Raw genomic sequence first — 15,693 nt, 5'->3', positions numbered from 1 at the left:
GCTGCGCCGGCTTCCGTCACTTCGCCAAGTTGCGCAGGACGAAGTTCAGCACGCCGCCGTTCCGGTAATACTCGACCTCGTCCACCGTATCGATGCGCAGCAGCAGCGGCACCTGCCGCGTCTGCCCGTCGGCGCGGGTGATGGTCATCGTCACGTCCTTGCGCGGGCGCAGGTCCTGCTCGATGCCGGCGATGTCGAAGGTTTCCGTGCCGTCGAGCGCCAGATCGTTGCGGGTCAGCCCGTCCTTGAACTGGAGCGGCAGGATGCCCATCCCGACGAGGTTGGAGCGGTGGATGCGCTCGAAGCTCTCGGCGATGACGGCGCGGATGCCCAGCAGCTTGGTGCCCTTCGCCGCCCAGTCGCGGCTGGAACCGGTGCCGTACTCCTTGCCGGCGATGACCACCAGCGGCACGCCCTCCTGGGCGTAGCGCATGGCCGCGGTGTAGATCGGCAACTGCTCGCCCGAGGGATAGTGCCGGGTCTCGCCGCCTTCCACGCCCGCCAGCATCTCGTTGCGGATGCGGATGTTGGCGAAGGTGCCGCGCATCATCACCTCGTGGTTGCCGCGCCGCGCCCCGTAGGAGTTGAAGTCCTGCGGGCGCACCTGATGGCTCAGCAGATACTCGCCGGCCGGGCTGGTCTTCTTGATCGAGCCGGCGGGGGAGATGTGGTCGGTGGTGATGCTGTCGCCGAGCACGGCCAGCGCACGGGCGCCCCGCACGTCGCTCACCGCGTCGGGGGTCTTCGGCATGTCGGCGAAGAAGGGCGGCAGCTTCACATAGGTGCTGCCCGCCTGCCACTCGTAGGTCTGGCCCTCGGCGGTCTGGATCCCCCGCCACTGCTCCGGCCCCTCGAACACATTGCCGTAGCGGCTGCGGAACATCTCCGCCGACAGCGAGGCGTCGATGGCGTCCTGGACCTCCTGGTTGGTCGGCCAGATGTCCTTCAGGTAGACGGGCTGGCCGTCATGGCCGGTGCCGATGGGGTCCTTGGTCAGGTCGATCTTCATGTTGCCGGCCAGCGCGTAGGCGACGCACAGCGGCGGCGAGGCCAGATAATTCGCCCGCGTGTGCGGGTTCACCCGGCCTTCGAAGTTGCGGTTGCCCGACAGCACGGCGGCGACCACGAGGTTGCCCTCCTCCACCGCCGCGGCGATGGGGTCCGGCAGCGGGCCGCTGTTGCCGATGCAGGTGGTGCAGCCGTAGCCGACGATGTTGAAGCCGAGTTGGTCCAGATAGGGCTGGAGACCGGCCTTGGCCAGATAGTCGGTGACCACCTGCGATCCCGGCGCCAGCGAGGTCTTGACCCAGGGCTTGGACTTCAGCCCCTTTTCCACCGCCTTGCGGGCCAGCAGGCCGGCGGCCACCAGCACCGCGGGGTTGGAGGTGTTGGTGCAGGAGGTGATGGCGGCGATCACCACCGCCCCCTGGTCGAGGTTGTAGCCGCAGCCCCGGACGGAGACGGAGCGGTCGGCATCCTCCGCCTTGAAGGCGCCGACCAGATCGCCGCCGAAGCTCTGCGCCGCCTGGGACAGCGGCACGCGGTCCTGCGGGCGCTTCGGACCGGCCAGCGACGGTTCGACCGTCGTCATGTCCAGTTCCAGCGTGTCGGTGAAGACGGGGTCCGGCGTGCCGGCATCGCGCCACATGCCCTGGGCGCGGGCGTAGGCCTCGACCATCGCCACGCGGTCGGCGTCGCGGCCGGTGAAGGTCAGGTAGCGGATGGTCTCCGCGTCGATCGGGAAGATGCCGCAGGTGGCGCCGTATTCCGGGGCCATATTGCCGATGGTGGCGCGGTCGGCCAGCGTCAGATGGTCCAGCCCCGGCCCGTAGAACTCCACGAACTTGCCGACCACGCCCTTCTTGCGCAGCATCTGGGTGACGGTCAGCACGAGGTCGGTCGCCGTCGTGCCCTCCTTCAGCCGCCCGGTCAGCTTGAAGCCGACGACCTCGGGGATCAGCATGGAGATGGGCTGGCCGAGCATGGCCGCCTCCGCCTCGATGCCGCCGACGCCCCAGCCGAGTACGCCCAGCCCGTTCACCATGGTGGTGTGGCTGTCGGTGCCGACCAGCGTGTCGGGATAGGCGACCAGCTTGCCCGCCGGGTCGGTGTCGGTCCACACGCCCTGCGCCAGATACTCGACGTTCACCTGATGACAGATGCCGGTGCCCGGCGGCACGACGCGGAAATTGTCGAAGGCCTTCTGGCCCCAGCGCAGGAAGGCATAGCGCTCCAGGTTGCGCTCGAACTCCAGCTCGACGTTCTTCTCGAAGGCGGAGGGGTTGCCGAAGTAGTCGACCATCACCGAGTGGTCGATGACCAGATCCACCGGCACCAGCGGGTTGATCTTCTTGGGATCGCCACCCAGCGCGGCCATCGCCTCGCGCATCGCGGCCAGATCGCAGACCGCCGGCACGCCGGTGAAGTCCTGCATCAGCACGCGCGCCGGGCGATAGGCGATCTCACGGTCGGACCGCTTGTCGTGAAGCCACTGGGCCACCGCCTTCACGTCGTCGGTGGACACGGTGCGCCCGTCCTCGAAGCGCAGGAGATTCTCCAGCAGCACCTTCATCGAGTAGGGCAGCCGGGAGAGGTCGCCCAGCCCGGCGTCCTCCGCGGCCTTGATGCTGAAATAATCATAGCTCTTGCCCCCGACGGACAGGGAACGGCGGGTTTTCAGCGAGTCCTGACCGGTGAACGTCGTCACGGTACCCCTCCTTCGCGTTATTGGCGGACCGGCCGGGCGGCGGCCGTGGTTTCCGCATGTCTCAACCGCCTGATTTAGTGCCGGTCCCGCCCCCCTTCAAACGGCGCCGTGCAAAGGGCAGACAAGCGGAAGCGTGAGGGCTGCGCTCTCTTCGTGCGAAACGGGGCCGGTCCGTACTAGAATCGCGAGAAATGACAACCGCGCGGACGGGCGCAACGGCCCGGCGCGCGACGGGTGGAGGAAACGGAATGGCATGGCGCGCCCCAGCTTTGGCGGCGGTGGCCCTGGCGATGGCGGTGCTGTGCGCCCCGGCCGAGGCCGCTTCGGAGTCGCCGCAAGGGGCGCAGTTCTTCCCGCACCTCGTCTACCGCAGCGGCCCCTACGCGCCTTACGGCATCCCGCTGGCCGACGGGGTGGCCGACTATCTGACGCTGGTCAACCGGCGCGACGGCGGCATCGGCGGCGTGCCCATCGCCTGGGAGGAGTGCGACACCGGCTACAACACCGACCGTGGGGTCGACTGCTACGAGCGGCTGAAGGCCAAGGGGCCGACCGGCGCCGCCGCCGTGCTGCCGCTGTCCACCGGCATCACCTATGCGCTGATCGAGCGCGGCGCCGCCGACCGCATCCCGGTCTTCTCCTCCGGCTATGGGCGGGCGGACGTGTCCGACGGGCGGGTCTTCCCCTACGCTGTCAACGCCCCGGCCAGCTATTGGACGGGCATCGACGCCGCGGTCAGCCACATCGCCAAGGAGCTGGGGGCCAAGGAGCTGGGCGGAACCGAGCTGAGCGGGCAGGATCAGCTGCGCGGGCGGAAGATCGCCTACGTCTACCACGACAGCGCCTTCGGCAAGGAGCCGCTGCCCATGCTGGAAGCGCTGCGCGGTCCGCTGGGCTTCGAGATGCGCAGCTTCCCCGTCGCCCCGCCGGGGCTGGACCAGCGCGCCGTCTGGACGCAGATCGCCCGCCATTACCGGCCCGATTACGTGATCCTGTGGGGTTGGGGCGTGCAGAACTCCACCGCCCTGCGCGAGGCCGCCGCCGCCGGCTATCCCGCCGACCGCATGATCGGCGTCTGGTGGGCCGGGTCGGAGCTGGACGTCCGGCCGGTCGGCGCCGCGGCGGTGGGCTATAAAGCGGTCGCCTTCCACGCCGCCGGGAGTGACCTGCCGGTGATCCGCGCCATCCGCGAGCAGGTCCACGCCCGCGGGCTGGGAGCCGGCGATCCCGGCCAGATCGGCACGGTGCTCTACAACCGCGGGGTCTTCAACGCCGCCGTCCTGGTCGAGGCCATCCGCACCGCGCAGGGCAAGTACGGGCGCAAGCCGCTGACCGGGGCGCAGGTCGCCTGGGGCTTCGACCATCTGGACCTGACCGTCGAACGGTTGACCGATCTGGGGCTGGACGGCTTCATGCAGCCGCTGCGCATCACCTGCGCCGACCATGAGGGGATCGTGCCCCTGCATGTGCAGCAGTGGGACGGGGAGCGCTGGCTGGACGTCTCCGGCCCCATCGAGCCGCGCCGCGCCCTGATCCGCAAGCTGGTGGCGGAGTCGGCCCGGCGTTTCGCGGCGGAGCGCAAGATCGAACCGCGCGCCTGCGATTAGGAATCCTTCAGGTCGGGCGCATCGCCACGTAGCGGCAGAAGCGCAGCCCGCTGCCCAGCACGCGCAGGCGCGACCACCACAGCGCCAGTTCGCGGGCCAGCGCCTTCAGCACGCGGGGTTCGGGAACGGCGGTCTTCAGCGCCTCGCCCAGCCGGCGCACCCGCTCCACGGCCTGCCGACGGTGGAATTGCGTGAGGTCCTCGGAAATGCGCAGGTCCAGGTTGCGCTGGGTCAGCTCGTCGGCCATGCGGGTAGCCGACCAGGGATAGACCTCCAGCGGCTCGGAGTCGCGCCAGCCGTTCCAGCTTTCCCAGGAGGACGGGGTGCCCTCGATCACGTAATCGAACAGCAGCACGCCGCCCTTCGGCTTGACGCAGTCGCAGACGCGGTCGAGGAAGCCTTCCTTGTCGCGCACCCGGTGCATCACCCGGTCGGCCAGCACGAGGTCGAAGGAGCCCGCCTGGTTGAAATGCTCCGGGTCGTAATGGCCGATCGGGGCCTTCTTCGACACGCCCAGCGCCTTGGAGCGCTCCATCCCCAGCTTCGCCAGCAAGGGCGACATCTCCAGCCCGGTCACCCAGGTGTCGTAGCTGTCGACGATGCCGCGCGCCGGTCCGCCCAGACCCGCCGACAGGTCCAGCACGCTCTTGGCCGGGTTCAGCCCGAAGGAACGGACGGATTCGACCATCCATTGCGCGTCGCCGGGACCGACGCAGTCCTGGCCCCACAGCATCTGAGCCCCTTCCGTGCGGGCGACCGACCAGACCGGTTCGCCTTGGCGGTCCAGTTGGAGGTTCTCCAGCCGCTCCAGATCGGCATCGGGCCGCGGCGTCTCGGGCGGCAGAGCGCCGGCGGGCGCGGCGGACCCCAGCGCCGACACCGGGCCGCGCAGGGGCAGGCGGGAGGCCGGGGCGGAGCGGGCCAGACGGGACAGGGCGGCGAGGTCGTAGCCTTCCCACCAGGCGACGAATTTCGTCCGCCAGTCGGGATTGCGCCAGCGCTCCCTATCCTGAAAATTGTGCCGCATCCGGCGCTGCGTTTCCAAAATTGCTGCCCCACGAAGGACGGCCACCGCCGGCATCCACGGATACCGCACAATATAGAGGTAGACCTCAACAGTCGGGGAGTCAAGTAACCGGCGCGAACAGTTGGAGAGGACTTGCGTGAACTGTCGCGAAAATTTTATCTAACTGTGAAATATTTCCGCAACACCCACAGCTTGCGGTCCCGAGGGCGACGCGCGGCAAGGCGGTCGAAGCGCGCCGCGTTGCAGCATCGAGGCGCAATGCCTATAGTTCCGCACCAGCACCCCGCAGCCTGTCCCCACACTGCCCCCACACCGCTTGAGGAGCACCGGCGTGCCGCACAAGACCGGCAACCCCTGGACCGTCCTGACGACCAAGCCGATCTACGAGAATCCGTGGATGCGCGTGGTGGAGCACGACGTGCTGACCCCCTTGGGCAACCCCGGCATCTACGGCGTCATGCACGCCCAGAATCTGGCGACCGGGGTGGTTCCCATCGACGACCAGGGCCGCGTCACGCTGGTCGGCCAGTACCGCTTTCCCTTGCAGCAATACAGCTGGGAGATTCCGGAAGGCGGCGGCAAGAAGGGCGTCGAACCGGTGGAGTCGGCCAAGCGCGAGCTCCTGGAGGAAACCGGCCAGACCGCCCGCCACTGGCTGCCGATCCTGACCATGCACCTGTCCAACAGCATCACCGACGAGACCGCCCATTGCTTTCTCGCCTGGGGAATCGAGCAGGGGCAGGCCGAACCGGAGGAGACGGAGGTGCTGCAGCTGCGCCATGTCCCCTTCGCGGAGGCCTACGCCATGGTCAAGCGCGGGGAGATCACCGACGCCATCGCGGCGGCCTGCCTGATGCGGGTCCGCCTGATGGCGCTCGACGGCGACCTGCCCGCGGACGTCACCCGCCTGATCCTGGGCTGAGGGGCGGAGACATCATGCAGGCCGTCGCCATCGACTTCGAAACCGCCAACGAGTCACGAACCAGCGCCTGCTCCATCGGCGTCGCCTGGATCGAGGACGGGCGCGTGGTGGAGACGGAGGAGCATCTGATCCGCCCGCGGGAGATGCGCTTCAACCCCTTCAACACCGCCGTCCACGGCTTGCGGGCGGAGGATGTCGCCGGCGCGCCGGAGTTTCCCGAGGTCTGGCTCCGCTTCGCCCGCCGGCTGGAAGGCCGTCTGGTGCTGGCCCACAACGCCTCCTTCGACATCAGCGTGCTGCGCCACACGCTGGACGATTACGGGCTGGCCTGGCCGGCCTGCAGCTACCTCTGCACGGTGGTGCTGGCGCGCAAGGCGTGGCCGCAACTGGCCGCGCACAAGCTGAACTATCTGGCCGACCATCTGGGCATTGCGCTCGATCACCACCGCGCCGGCAGCGACGCCGAAGCCTGCGGGCGCATCGCGCTCGCCGCCACCCGCGTTCTGGGGCTGGAGCGGCTGGCCGACATCGCCGCGGCGACCGGCATCACGCTGGGACAGCTGACGCCGGGCGCCTACAGCCCCTGCAAGGGCGGCAACCCGCCGCCCCGGCGGCGGCGCTTGGTGCCGGTGATCTGACGATCAGCGCTCGACCAGATAGCGCAGAGTGAGTGTCGTGCGGGTCACCGGCTCGGCGACGGCCAGCGCGGCAGCGTCGTAGCGCGGCGGACCGAAGCGCATGGGGGCGTCGTTGCTGAAGCCGACGCCCTCCTTCGGCAGGCCGAGGAAGTTGCGGTCGAATTCGAGATTCTGATTCTCGTCATGAAAGGCCTGCACCGCGTAGGTGCCGGGCGGCACCTTGTGCACCACCACGGTGACGCTGCCCGGCCGCGCCGGTTCCGCCGCGGTGTGGGGACAGTTGGGGCCCAGGAACGTCTCCGGCGTGCACACCGCGACCAGCACCTTCCCCTGCGCGTTCGCGACGTTGGCGACGGTGATGGCAAGGTCGGCGGCGGCGGCCTGGGCGGTTGACAGGAGGACCGCCAGAGCGGCCAGCGATCCGCCCACGGTGGCGCGGCCCACAATGGCGCAACGGGCGTTCCGGAACAGCCGAGGGGTCATGGTGCACCCGTGCTGGAGGTGGACGGATAGGCGCGCCCCCGCCATTCCGCCGGGCGGCCCCGGCGGGCGCGCAGCAGCGCCGACCATTGGATCGCCAGCAGGATCAGGATGCCCACGGGGTGGAGCAGCGCGCCGGCAAGACTCTGACGGAAACGGACGGCCAGCAGCAAGCGGAACGTCAGCCCCGCCGCCGCGGCCAGCGCCGCCAGGACGGTCACGGCATCCGGCAGCGGGGCCAGCGCCGCCCAGCCCAGCAGCAGCCAGGGCAGGACATGGCCGCCGAACAGCAGCAGGGTCCAGACCGGCAGGGCGACGGGGGTCGCCATCCCCTCCGTCGCGTTCTTCGAGAAGCCGGACCACACCTCCCGCCAGCCGCGATACATCCGGCAGCGGGCGAGGCCGGTCGCGTCGAACAGGTCGGTCCCCTGCCCCGCTCGGCGGAAGGCGCGCGGCAGCGTCACCCCGTCGTGCAGCGACGTCGCGATGGCGGCGTGGCCGCCGGCCGCCGCGTAGGCGTCCCGCCGCACCGCGATCAGTTGGCCGCAGGCGGCGGCGAAGCCCGGGCTGGACGACCAGCGCATCCCGACCATCGGCAGATAGCCGAGCAGAAGCACATGGATCAGCGGGATGACCAGCGCCTCGGCCAGGGTGTCGGTCTCCTGGCGGGGAAAGCCGCTGACGAGCCCCGCCTTGCCCGCCAGCAGCGCGCCGCAGGCCCGCCGGGCGGCGTCCGGCGCCAGCCGCACGTCGGCGTCCTGGAACAGCAGCACCGGGTGCCGCGCCAACCCGGCGAGCGCTTGGCAGGCGTGCTGCTTGCCCGACCAGCCCGGCGGCAGCGGCGGTGCGGTCTCCAAGCGCAGGCGCGGGTCGCGGGCGGCGAGGACTCGGACGATCTCCGCCGTGCGGTCGGTGGAATGGTCGTCCAGCACCACCACCTCCACCGTCACGCCGCAGCTGGACAGCGCCGCCCGCACCGCGGCGGCGATGGTGGCCTCCTCGTTGCGGGCGGGGATCAGGATGCTGACGGCGGCGCCCGGCGGCGGCTCGGCCCGCGGGCGGCGGTAGAGGCACAGATTCACAAGGCCCAGCCCCAACGGCAGCAGGGCGAGCGCCAGCGATAGAGCGGCCAGCATCGTGAGGACGCTCATCGGCGGGGAACCCCTTTCGTGTCGGGCGCGTCACCGTGCCTGGGAGTGAAGCGTTGCCCGCCGGCCCAGGCGCGCGCCCGGCGCCACAGGTCGTAGACGCCGCCCACCCCCGCCGTGCCGTCGACCAGCGTCAGGAAGCGCGCCGGGTCGCGGCTCTGCGCGTCGAGCGCCAGCGCGTCCATGGTCGCCTCCAGCCGCCGTTCCAGCGCGGCGGCGATGTCCGGCACCGGCCAGCCAGAGAAGTCGGAGGCCGCGACGGGTTCGCCGAAGCGGGCCAGCGCCTCCGGCGTGCTCTCGTCCCAGAACGGGTATTCCAGGGCGAGCGGCACCACCAAAGCCTCCGGCGCGCGGCGGACCAGATGGGCGATGCCCGGCCGCAGGCGGACCGGACGGCGGCGCGGGTCGGTGAAGGCCCCCTCCGCGGTGATCCACAGCATGGAGCGCGGGTCGGCCAGGATGCGCCGGCCGTGGCGCAGAAAGGCGGCGGCCCCGGCCCGGCCCGGCTCGACCCCGAACAGGCCGATGCGCGCCATGAAGCGGTAGCGGCGCAGCATCGCCGCCTCGATGGGGCCATAGCCCGGCCGGTCGCGGTAGCGGGTGGTCCCCATCACGATCAGCAAAGCGGGGTCCCACCAGGACGGGTGGTTCAGGCAGACGATCACCGGCCGGTCCGCCGGCAGGTCCGGCCAGCCCGGCCGGGCCAGCCGCAGCGCGTGGAAGTCGCGCCGCATCCGCCGCCCCATGACGGCGCCGAAAAAACGGCAGAGCGCCGGCGAACGCAGCGCGACCGGATCGTCCTTCAGCCCGTCATCTCCCATCCCTGGCCCCATGCCCCGCCCACCCCTCAGGCGACGGCGCGCAGGTCGCCGTCGCGCGCTCCGCTCCGGAGGTCCTGGTCCAGGCTGTCGGCGGCGATCCAGCCCGACATCAGCACCATCGGCATGCCCGGCCCCGGGTGGGCGGCCCCGCCGGCCAGATACAGCCCCTCGACGTCGCGCGAGCGGTTGCCCGGCTTGAAGGCGCCCATGAAGCGGCCGTGGCTGGCCAGCCCGTAGATGGCGCCGTTCAGCACGCGGTAGCGGTCGTGGATGTCCTGCGGGGTCAGGACGCGCTCGACGCGGATGCGCTCCTCCAGATCGGCCATGCCGGCGGTGCGCTTCAGCTTGTCGAAGACGGTGCGGCGGTAGTCCGGCAGCATCCGCGACCAGTCGTGGTGCGGCCGCAGGTAGGGGGTGTGGACCAGCACGTAGAGCGCCTCGCCCCCCGGCGGCGCCACGCCGGGCTCGGTGCGGGCGGGGGCGGCGATGTAGCAGGTCGGGTCGGGCGCCGGCTCGCCGCGGCGGTAGATCCAGTCGAACTCCTCCGCCGGGTCGCGGGAGAAGACGAAGTCGTGATGCAGCAGATGCTCGTAACAGCGGTCGAGCCCGAGATAGAAGACCACGCCCGAGCAGGCCGGCTCGTAGCGGCGGCGCTTGCGGAAGCGCTTGGCCGGGGCGCCGCCCACGAGCTCCTCGTAGGTGCGGACGGAATCCATGTTGGACACCACCGCCGACACCGGGATGCGCTCCCCACCCTCCGTCTCGACGGCGGTGACGCGCTTGTCGGTCACCTCCAGCCGGCGCACGCCGGTTCCGGTGCGGATCTCGACGCCGAGGCGCCGGGCCACCCGCTCCAGAGCCAGCGGAACGGCGCGGGTGCCGCCCATCGGGTACCAGACGCCGTCGTTGGTCTGCATGTGGGCGATGGCGCAGAGCACCGCCGGGGAGCCGTAGGGGGACGAGCCGACATACTGGGTGAAATGGTCGAGCATCTGGGCGGCGCGGGCGTCGGGGACATGGCTGCGGATGGTGCCGGCCACCGTGCTGCCCATGCGCAGCGCCAGCACGTCGGACAGGGTGCTGGTGTTCATGCTGTCGCGGAACTTCAGCGTATCGCCCAAATCCTCCACCGACTTCCAGAAGAAGAAGCGTTCGGAAATGCCGTGCAGACGCTCCGACAAGGCCTGGAAGCGGCGGTAACCCTCCCCGGCGCCGCGGCCGGGAGTCAGCCGGTCGAGTTCCGCGGCCATCGCGCCAATGTTCTCCGACAGGTCCAGCACGGTGCCGTCGTCGAAGAAGCAGCGCCATTGCGGCTCCAGCCGAACCAGCTCCAGCTCGCGGTCGAGGTCGCAGCCGGCCTCCGCCAGGATGCGGCGCAGGACGCGCGGCACCGTCAGGATCGTCGGCCCCATGTCGAAGCGGAAGCCGCCCTCCTCCAGCACCGCTGCCTTGCCGCCGACCCAGCCGTTCTTCTCCAGAAGCACCACCTTGTGGCCGCGCGCCGCCAGAACCACCGCCGACGCCAGCCCGCCCAGGCCGCCGCCGATCACCGCGATCCGATCCGTCATGCCAATCCCCCCGCTACGGCCCGCTTGGGCAGGCCGGACAGTCCCATGGTTTCGCTGCGCCAAGGCGTCGGCAGGCCCAGTTCCGAGGCCAACAGCCGCGACGTGATGCGCGCGCCTTCGAAGATCACCGGCAGGCCGCTGCCGGGGTGGGTGCCGCCGCCCACCAGATAGACGCCGTCCAGATCCTCAAACCGGTTGTGCGGACGCAGGTGGAGCATCTGGTCCAGGCTGTGCGCGAGATTGAAGGTGGCGCCGCGGTGCACCGCGAACTGGCGGTCCCAGTCGGCCGGCGTCACCACGCGTTCCACCCGGATGCGGCGCTCCAGATCGCTCAGGCCGAACCCGGCCAGCCGGTCGAGCACGAGGCGGCGGTAGCGCGGCGCCTCGGCCGTCCAGTCGATGTGGCCGCGCTGGTGGCCGACCGGCACCAGGATGTAGAGGGTGCTGCCGCCGGGCGGGGCAAGGTCCGGGTCGCTGACGCAGGCGTTCTGCACGTAGATCGACGGACGGCGCGGCATCTCGCGGCCGTCCTCGATCTCGGCGAGGTTGCGGGCGTAATCCTCCGCCAGATAGACGGTGTGGTGGTCCAGCCCCTCCATCCGGCCTTCGATCCCGAGATAGAGCATGAAGGTGGAGCAGGAGAATTTCTTGGTGGCGATGCGGGCGTCGCTCCAGCGGCGGCGCAGATCGTCGGGCACCAGGGTCGTCATCGCGCGCGCGAAGTCGGCGTTGATGACCAGCGCGTCGGCCGGGTATTCGCCAGCCTCCGTCCGCACCCCCACGGCGCGGCGGCCCTGGAAGCGGATGTGGCGCACCGTCTCGTTCAGCCGCACGGTGACGCCGAGATCCTCGGCCACCCGCCGCATCGCCTCCATCACCGCCTCGGTGCCGCCGCGCGGGTGGAAGACGCCGTGCTCATGCTCCAGGAAGGAGAGGATGGTGAACAGGCTGGGGCAGCGGAAGGGCGACATGCCCAGATACTTGCTCTGGAAGGAAAAGGCGAGGCGGACGCGCGGGTCCTGGAAGTAACGGGACAGGTCGCGGTCGACCGAGCGCTGCGGCGTGAGCTTCCCCAGCGCCTTCAGCATCGGCAGCGACGCCAGCGCCCAGGGGGTGGAGAAGTCGGTTTCCAGGATCGGGCGGAACAGCTCCATCTTCGCCCGGTTGTCGGCCAGGAAACGCGGCAGCCCGTGGGCGTCGCGCGGGTCGAGGCGGGCGATCTCCGCCATCAGCGCCTTCATCTCGGCGTGGACCCGCAGTTCCCCACCGGCCTCGAAGACCAGCCGGTAGAGCGGGTCGAGCCTAATCAGGTCGACCTCGTCCGACAGGCGGCGCCCGCAGGCCTCGAAGATCTCCTCCAAAATGCGGGGATAGAGGAAGAAGGTCGGTCCGCTGTCGAAGCGGTACCCGTCGAGAGCGAAGCCGGCCGACCGGCCGCCGACGCGGTCCTGCCGCTCCAGCACGGTGACCTTCGCCCCGGTGAGCGCCAGGAGCATCGCGGATGCCAATCCACCCGGCCCAGCGCCAATGATCACGACTTGCCGTTCCATCCGCTTGCCAAACGCTCCCAAGCTGCCGACTTGTGTGAAGGCAGTTACGAACACGGACCAGGAATGGATCACAGCCACAATCCCACCCCTCCGGGTGTAACCCCTCGGACAAGCGGGACCAGAGATCCATTTCCTCGTGCGGGGGGGGGGGGGGCGGGCGGCAATACACCCGAAAGCCTCCCCATCATCCCCAAAACCCCCCCCCCCACCGGGGCGGAGGCCGAAGATCTCGTGCGAACGCTGGCGACGCGCCCCGGACGCAGCGCGGCCGAGAGCCTGAGCGCGGAGATCCTGCCGCTCGCCGAGGCCTGCCGCTTCCTGGAGCGCGAGGCCGCCGCGCTGCTGGCGCCGCGGCGTTTGGGGGCGCGCGGCCGTCCGGTCTGGCTGTTCGGCGTCACGGCGGAGGTGCGGCGGGAGCCGTTCGGCACCGTCCTGATCGTCGGCCCCTCCAACTACCCGTTGCTGCTGCCGGGAGTGCAGGCGCTTCAGGCGCTGGTCGCGGGGAACGCGGTGCTGGTCAAGCCGGCGCCCAGCTGCTCCGCGCCGATGGAACGGCTGGCGGACTGGCTGGCCGAGGCCGGTCTGCCCGACGGCCTGTTCCAGTTGTTGGACGAATCCCCCGACGCGGTGTCCGACGCGATCACCGCCGGCATCGACAAGCTGGTGCTGACCGGATCGGCCGGCACCGGCCGGGCGGTGGCCCGCCAGCTCGCCGATTCGCTGGTGCCCTCCACCATGGAGCTGTCGGGCAACGACCCGGTGTTCGTCCTGCCGGGCGCCGATCTCGGCACGGTCGCCCGTGCGCTCGCCTTCGGCCTGCGCCTCAACGGCTCCGCCACCTGCATCGCGCCGCGCCGGGTCTTCGTGCCGCGCGCCCTGGCGGCCGAACTGGAGGTTTGCTTGACGCGCAGCGTGGCGGCGATCCCGCCGGCGGCGGTGCCCCTGCCGGTGCGGCGCCGGCTGGTCGGGCTGGTCCGCGCGGCGATGGCGGAGGGCGCCCGCCCGGTGGGTTCGCTGCCCGCGGACGCCGACCCGGCGATGGCGCCGCTGATCGTGGCCGACGCGCGGCCGGGCATGGCGCTGCTGCGCGAGGAGCTGTTCGCCCCCATCCTGTCGCTGGTGCCCGTCCGCGACATGGAGGAAGCGCTGGAGGCCGCCGCCGAGAGCCCCTACGCGCTCGGCGCCTCGGTCTTCGGGCTGGAGGAGGAGGCGCGCGCGCTGGCCGGGCGGCTGGACGCCGGAACGGTGACCGTCAACGACCTGATCGTGCCGACCGCCGACCCCCGCCTGCCCTTCGGCGGGCGCCGCGCCAGCGGCTGGGGGGTCACGCGCGGGGCCGAAGGGCTGCTGGAGATGACGCGGGTCAAGACCGTCGCGGTGCGGCGCGGCCGGCGGCTTCCCCACACCGATCCGCCGCGCGACGGCGACGCGGCGCTGATGCTGGCGGCGCTCCGCCTCCTCCATGGCGGTCCCGGCACCCGCGCCGGGGTGGTCCGGACCCTGATCCACCGTCTGCGCGAACGCCGGACCGACTGACCCGGAGACCATCGTGACGATAGCTTTGATCCTCGCCGTCCTGATCGGCGCCGTCGCCGGTTCGCGCACCATGCTCGCGCCGGCGGCGGTCTCCTGGGCCGCCTATAGCGGCTGGCTCGACCTGTCGGGAAGCTGGCTGTTCTTCCTCGGCCACCCGGTCTCGCCCTGGGTCTTCACCGCGATGGCGGTGGGGGAGCTGGTCACCGACAAGTTGCCGAACACCCCCAGCCGCAAACGCCCCTTCCCCTTCGCCAGCCGCATCGCCAGCGGCGCCATCGCGGGCGCGGCCATCGGCGCGGACGCGGGGGCGTGGGTCCCCGGATTGCTCGCCGGCGGGCTCGGCGCGGTCGCCGGCACGCTCCTCGGCTACGAGGCGCGCCGGCGCATGGCCGCCGCCTTCGGCCGCGACCGGCCGGCGGCGCTGATCGAGGACGCGGTGGCGCTGGTCGTCGCCCTGCTCGTCGTCGCCGCAGCCTGAGCCGCTTTTCGGAGCAGCAGGGCGTCAGCGCGACACGCCACCCTGCTCCGGAAACAGACCCAGCAGCCCCTCCCGGCTTGCCGGGCAGACGCCGCGCTCGGTCACCAGACCGGTCACCAGACGGGCCGGAGTCACGTCGAAACCGTAATTGACCGCCGGGCTGCCGGCCGGGGTGACGCGGATGGTCTCGATCCGCCCATCGGTGGTGACGCCGGTCAGCTCGGTCACCTCGCGGGCGTCGCGCTCCTCGATGGGGATCTCCTTCACCCCGTCCGCCATGCCCCAGTCGACGGTCGGCGAGGGCAGCGCGACGTAGAAGGGCACGCCGTTGTCGCGGGCGGCCAGCGCCTTCAGATAGGTGCCGATCTTGTTGCAGACGTCGCCGGTCGCCGTGGTGCGGTCGGTGCCGACGATGCACAGGTCGACCATGCCGTGCTGCATCAGGTGACCGCCGGTGTTGTCCACCACCACCGTGTGGGGCACGCCGTGGCGGTTCAGCTCCCAGGCGGTCAGGCTGGCGCCCTGGTTGCGCGGGCGCGTCTCGTCCACCCAGACATGCAGGCGGATGCCCTCCTCGAAGGCGACATAGACCGGGGCCAGCGCCGTGCCCCAGTCGACAGTGGCGAGCCAGCCGGCGTTGCAGTGGGTCAGCACGTTCACCGGCTCGCCCGGCGCCTTGCGGCGGGCGGCCTCGCGGATCAAGGCGGCGCCATGCTCGCCGATGGCGCGGTTGATGGCGACGTCCTCGTCGCAGACCGCGGCGGCCTCGGCGTAGGCGGCCTCCACGCGGGCGGCGGGCGGCAACGGCGCCAGGCGGGCGCGCATCCGCTCCAGCGCCCAGCGCAGGTTGACCGCGGTCGGGCGGGTGGCGAGCAGCCGCGCGTGGGCCGCCTCCAGCGCCGTGTCGGACGGGTCGGCCCGCATGGCCAGAGCGACGCCGTAGGCGGCGGTCGCCCCGATCAGCGGCGCCCCGCGCACCAGCATGGCGCGGATAGCGTGGGCGGCCTCATCGAGGTCTGTCAGCCGCGCGATGGCGAAATCATGCGGCATCCGCGTCTGGTCGATGATCTCCACCGACCAGCCGTCCTGCGCCAGCCAGATGGTGCGGTAGGCCGTGCCGTCGATTTTCATACGCCATACTCCCCGCGCTCGATGCCGCTTCGGCCTTTCGGCCCGACGCGACAATAGGGGGTGGCGCGGCGCGGTTCAAC

At 71.1% G+C, this 15,693-nt stretch carries 13 protein-coding genes; 5 read left to right on the top strand and 8 right to left on the bottom strand.

Going from position 1 to position 15,693, the window contains the following annotated elements; translation table 11 throughout:
* Positions 1 to 16: 16 nt before the first annotated feature.
* Complete coding sequence (gene acnA / locus H0B54_RS01110; RefSeq protein ID WP_188258910.1) at positions 17 to 2,707, bottom strand: aconitate hydratase AcnA; 2,691 nt, start codon at positions 2,705 to 2,707, stop codon at positions 17 to 19.
* A gap of 248 nt (positions 2,708 to 2,955) precedes the next feature.
* Between acnA and H0B54_RS01105 the strand changes: the two genes are divergently transcribed.
* On the top strand, positions 2,956 to 4,314 hold the full coding sequence (locus H0B54_RS01105) for an ABC transporter substrate-binding protein (protein ID WP_188258909.1): 1,359 nt from the start codon (positions 2,956 to 2,958) through the stop codon (positions 4,312 to 4,314).
* A 7-nt stretch (positions 4,315 to 4,321) separates the two neighbouring features.
* Here the strand turns inward: H0B54_RS01105 and H0B54_RS01100 are convergent, their stop codons facing one another.
* On the bottom strand, positions 4,322 to 5,341 hold the full coding sequence (locus H0B54_RS01100) for a class I SAM-dependent methyltransferase (protein ID WP_188258908.1): 1,020 nt from the start codon (positions 5,339 to 5,341) through the stop codon (positions 4,322 to 4,324).
* A 331-nt stretch (positions 5,342 to 5,672) separates the two neighbouring features.
* Between H0B54_RS01100 and H0B54_RS01095 the strand changes: the two genes are divergently transcribed.
* Positions 5,673 to 6,263 (top strand): NUDIX domain-containing protein, encoded by a 591-nt coding sequence (locus H0B54_RS01095; RefSeq protein WP_094301647.1) that lies wholly within the window; start codon positions 5,673 to 5,675, stop codon positions 6,261 to 6,263.
* A gap of 14 nt (positions 6,264 to 6,277) precedes the next feature.
* Positions 6,278 to 6,901, top strand: a complete 624-nt coding sequence (locus H0B54_RS01090; RefSeq protein WP_188258907.1) for a 3'-5' exonuclease — start codon at positions 6,278 to 6,280, stop codon at positions 6,899 to 6,901.
* 3 nt (positions 6,902 to 6,904) lie between these two features.
* Here the strand turns inward: H0B54_RS01090 and H0B54_RS01085 are convergent, their stop codons facing one another.
* From H0B54_RS01085 to crtI, 5 genes are read right to left on the bottom strand one after another with little or no spacing between them, the layout of a single operon-like run.
* Entirely contained in the window at positions 6,905 to 7,384 is a 480-nt protein-coding gene (locus tag H0B54_RS01085) for a DUF2141 domain-containing protein (protein WP_188258906.1), read from the bottom strand.
* Entirely contained in the window at positions 7,381 to 8,532 is a 1,152-nt protein-coding gene (locus tag H0B54_RS01080) for a glycosyltransferase (RefSeq protein WP_188258905.1), read from the bottom strand. Before H0B54_RS01080 ends, H0B54_RS01085 begins: the two co-directional genes overlap by 4 nt.
* Positions 8,529 to 9,350 carry a lysophospholipid acyltransferase family protein gene (locus tag H0B54_RS01075; RefSeq protein WP_188258904.1) on the bottom strand — a complete coding sequence of 274 codons (822 nt, stop codon included), beginning with the start codon at positions 9,348 to 9,350 and terminating at the stop codon, positions 8,529 to 8,531. Before H0B54_RS01075 ends, H0B54_RS01080 begins: the two co-directional genes overlap by 4 nt.
* A 26-nt stretch (positions 9,351 to 9,376) precedes the next feature.
* Positions 9,377 to 10,918, bottom strand: a complete 1,542-nt coding sequence (locus H0B54_RS01070) for a phytoene desaturase family protein (RefSeq protein WP_188258903.1) — start codon at positions 10,916 to 10,918, stop codon at positions 9,377 to 9,379.
* Positions 10,915 to 12,468 (bottom strand): phytoene desaturase family protein, encoded by a 1,554-nt coding sequence (gene crtI, locus H0B54_RS01065; protein WP_188258902.1) that lies wholly within the window; start codon positions 12,466 to 12,468, stop codon positions 10,915 to 10,917. The genes H0B54_RS01070 and crtI overlap by 4 nt, the downstream gene beginning before the upstream one ends.
* Positions 12,469 to 12,531: 63 nt before the next feature.
* On the opposite strand from crtI, the gene H0B54_RS01060 reads away from it, so the two are divergent.
* Both H0B54_RS01060 and H0B54_RS01055 read left to right on the top strand, forming a co-directional pair.
* Positions 12,532 to 14,004, top strand: a complete 1,473-nt coding sequence (locus H0B54_RS01060; protein ID WP_188258901.1) for an aldehyde dehydrogenase family protein — start codon at positions 12,532 to 12,534, stop codon at positions 14,002 to 14,004.
* 13 nt (positions 14,005 to 14,017) lie between these two features.
* Entirely contained in the window at positions 14,018 to 14,482 is a 465-nt protein-coding gene (locus H0B54_RS01055; protein ID WP_343068873.1) for a DUF4126 family protein, read from the top strand.
* A 24-nt stretch (positions 14,483 to 14,506) separates the two neighbouring features.
* Here the strand turns inward: H0B54_RS01055 and mtnA are convergent, their stop codons facing one another.
* On the bottom strand, positions 14,507 to 15,613 hold the full coding sequence (gene mtnA, locus H0B54_RS01050; RefSeq protein ID WP_188258900.1) for an S-methyl-5-thioribose-1-phosphate isomerase: 1,107 nt from the start codon (positions 15,611 to 15,613) through the stop codon (positions 14,507 to 14,509).
* Positions 15,614 to 15,693 lie beyond the last annotated feature (80 nt).

The organism is Azospirillum tabaci (assembly GCF_014596085.1).
GTDB classification, from domain to species: Bacteria; Pseudomonadota; Alphaproteobacteria; order Azospirillales; family Azospirillaceae; genus Azospirillum; species Azospirillum tabaci.
The sequence above is the reverse complement of the archived record's forward strand: the minus strand, read 5'-3'. Positions and strand labels throughout refer to the sequence as shown.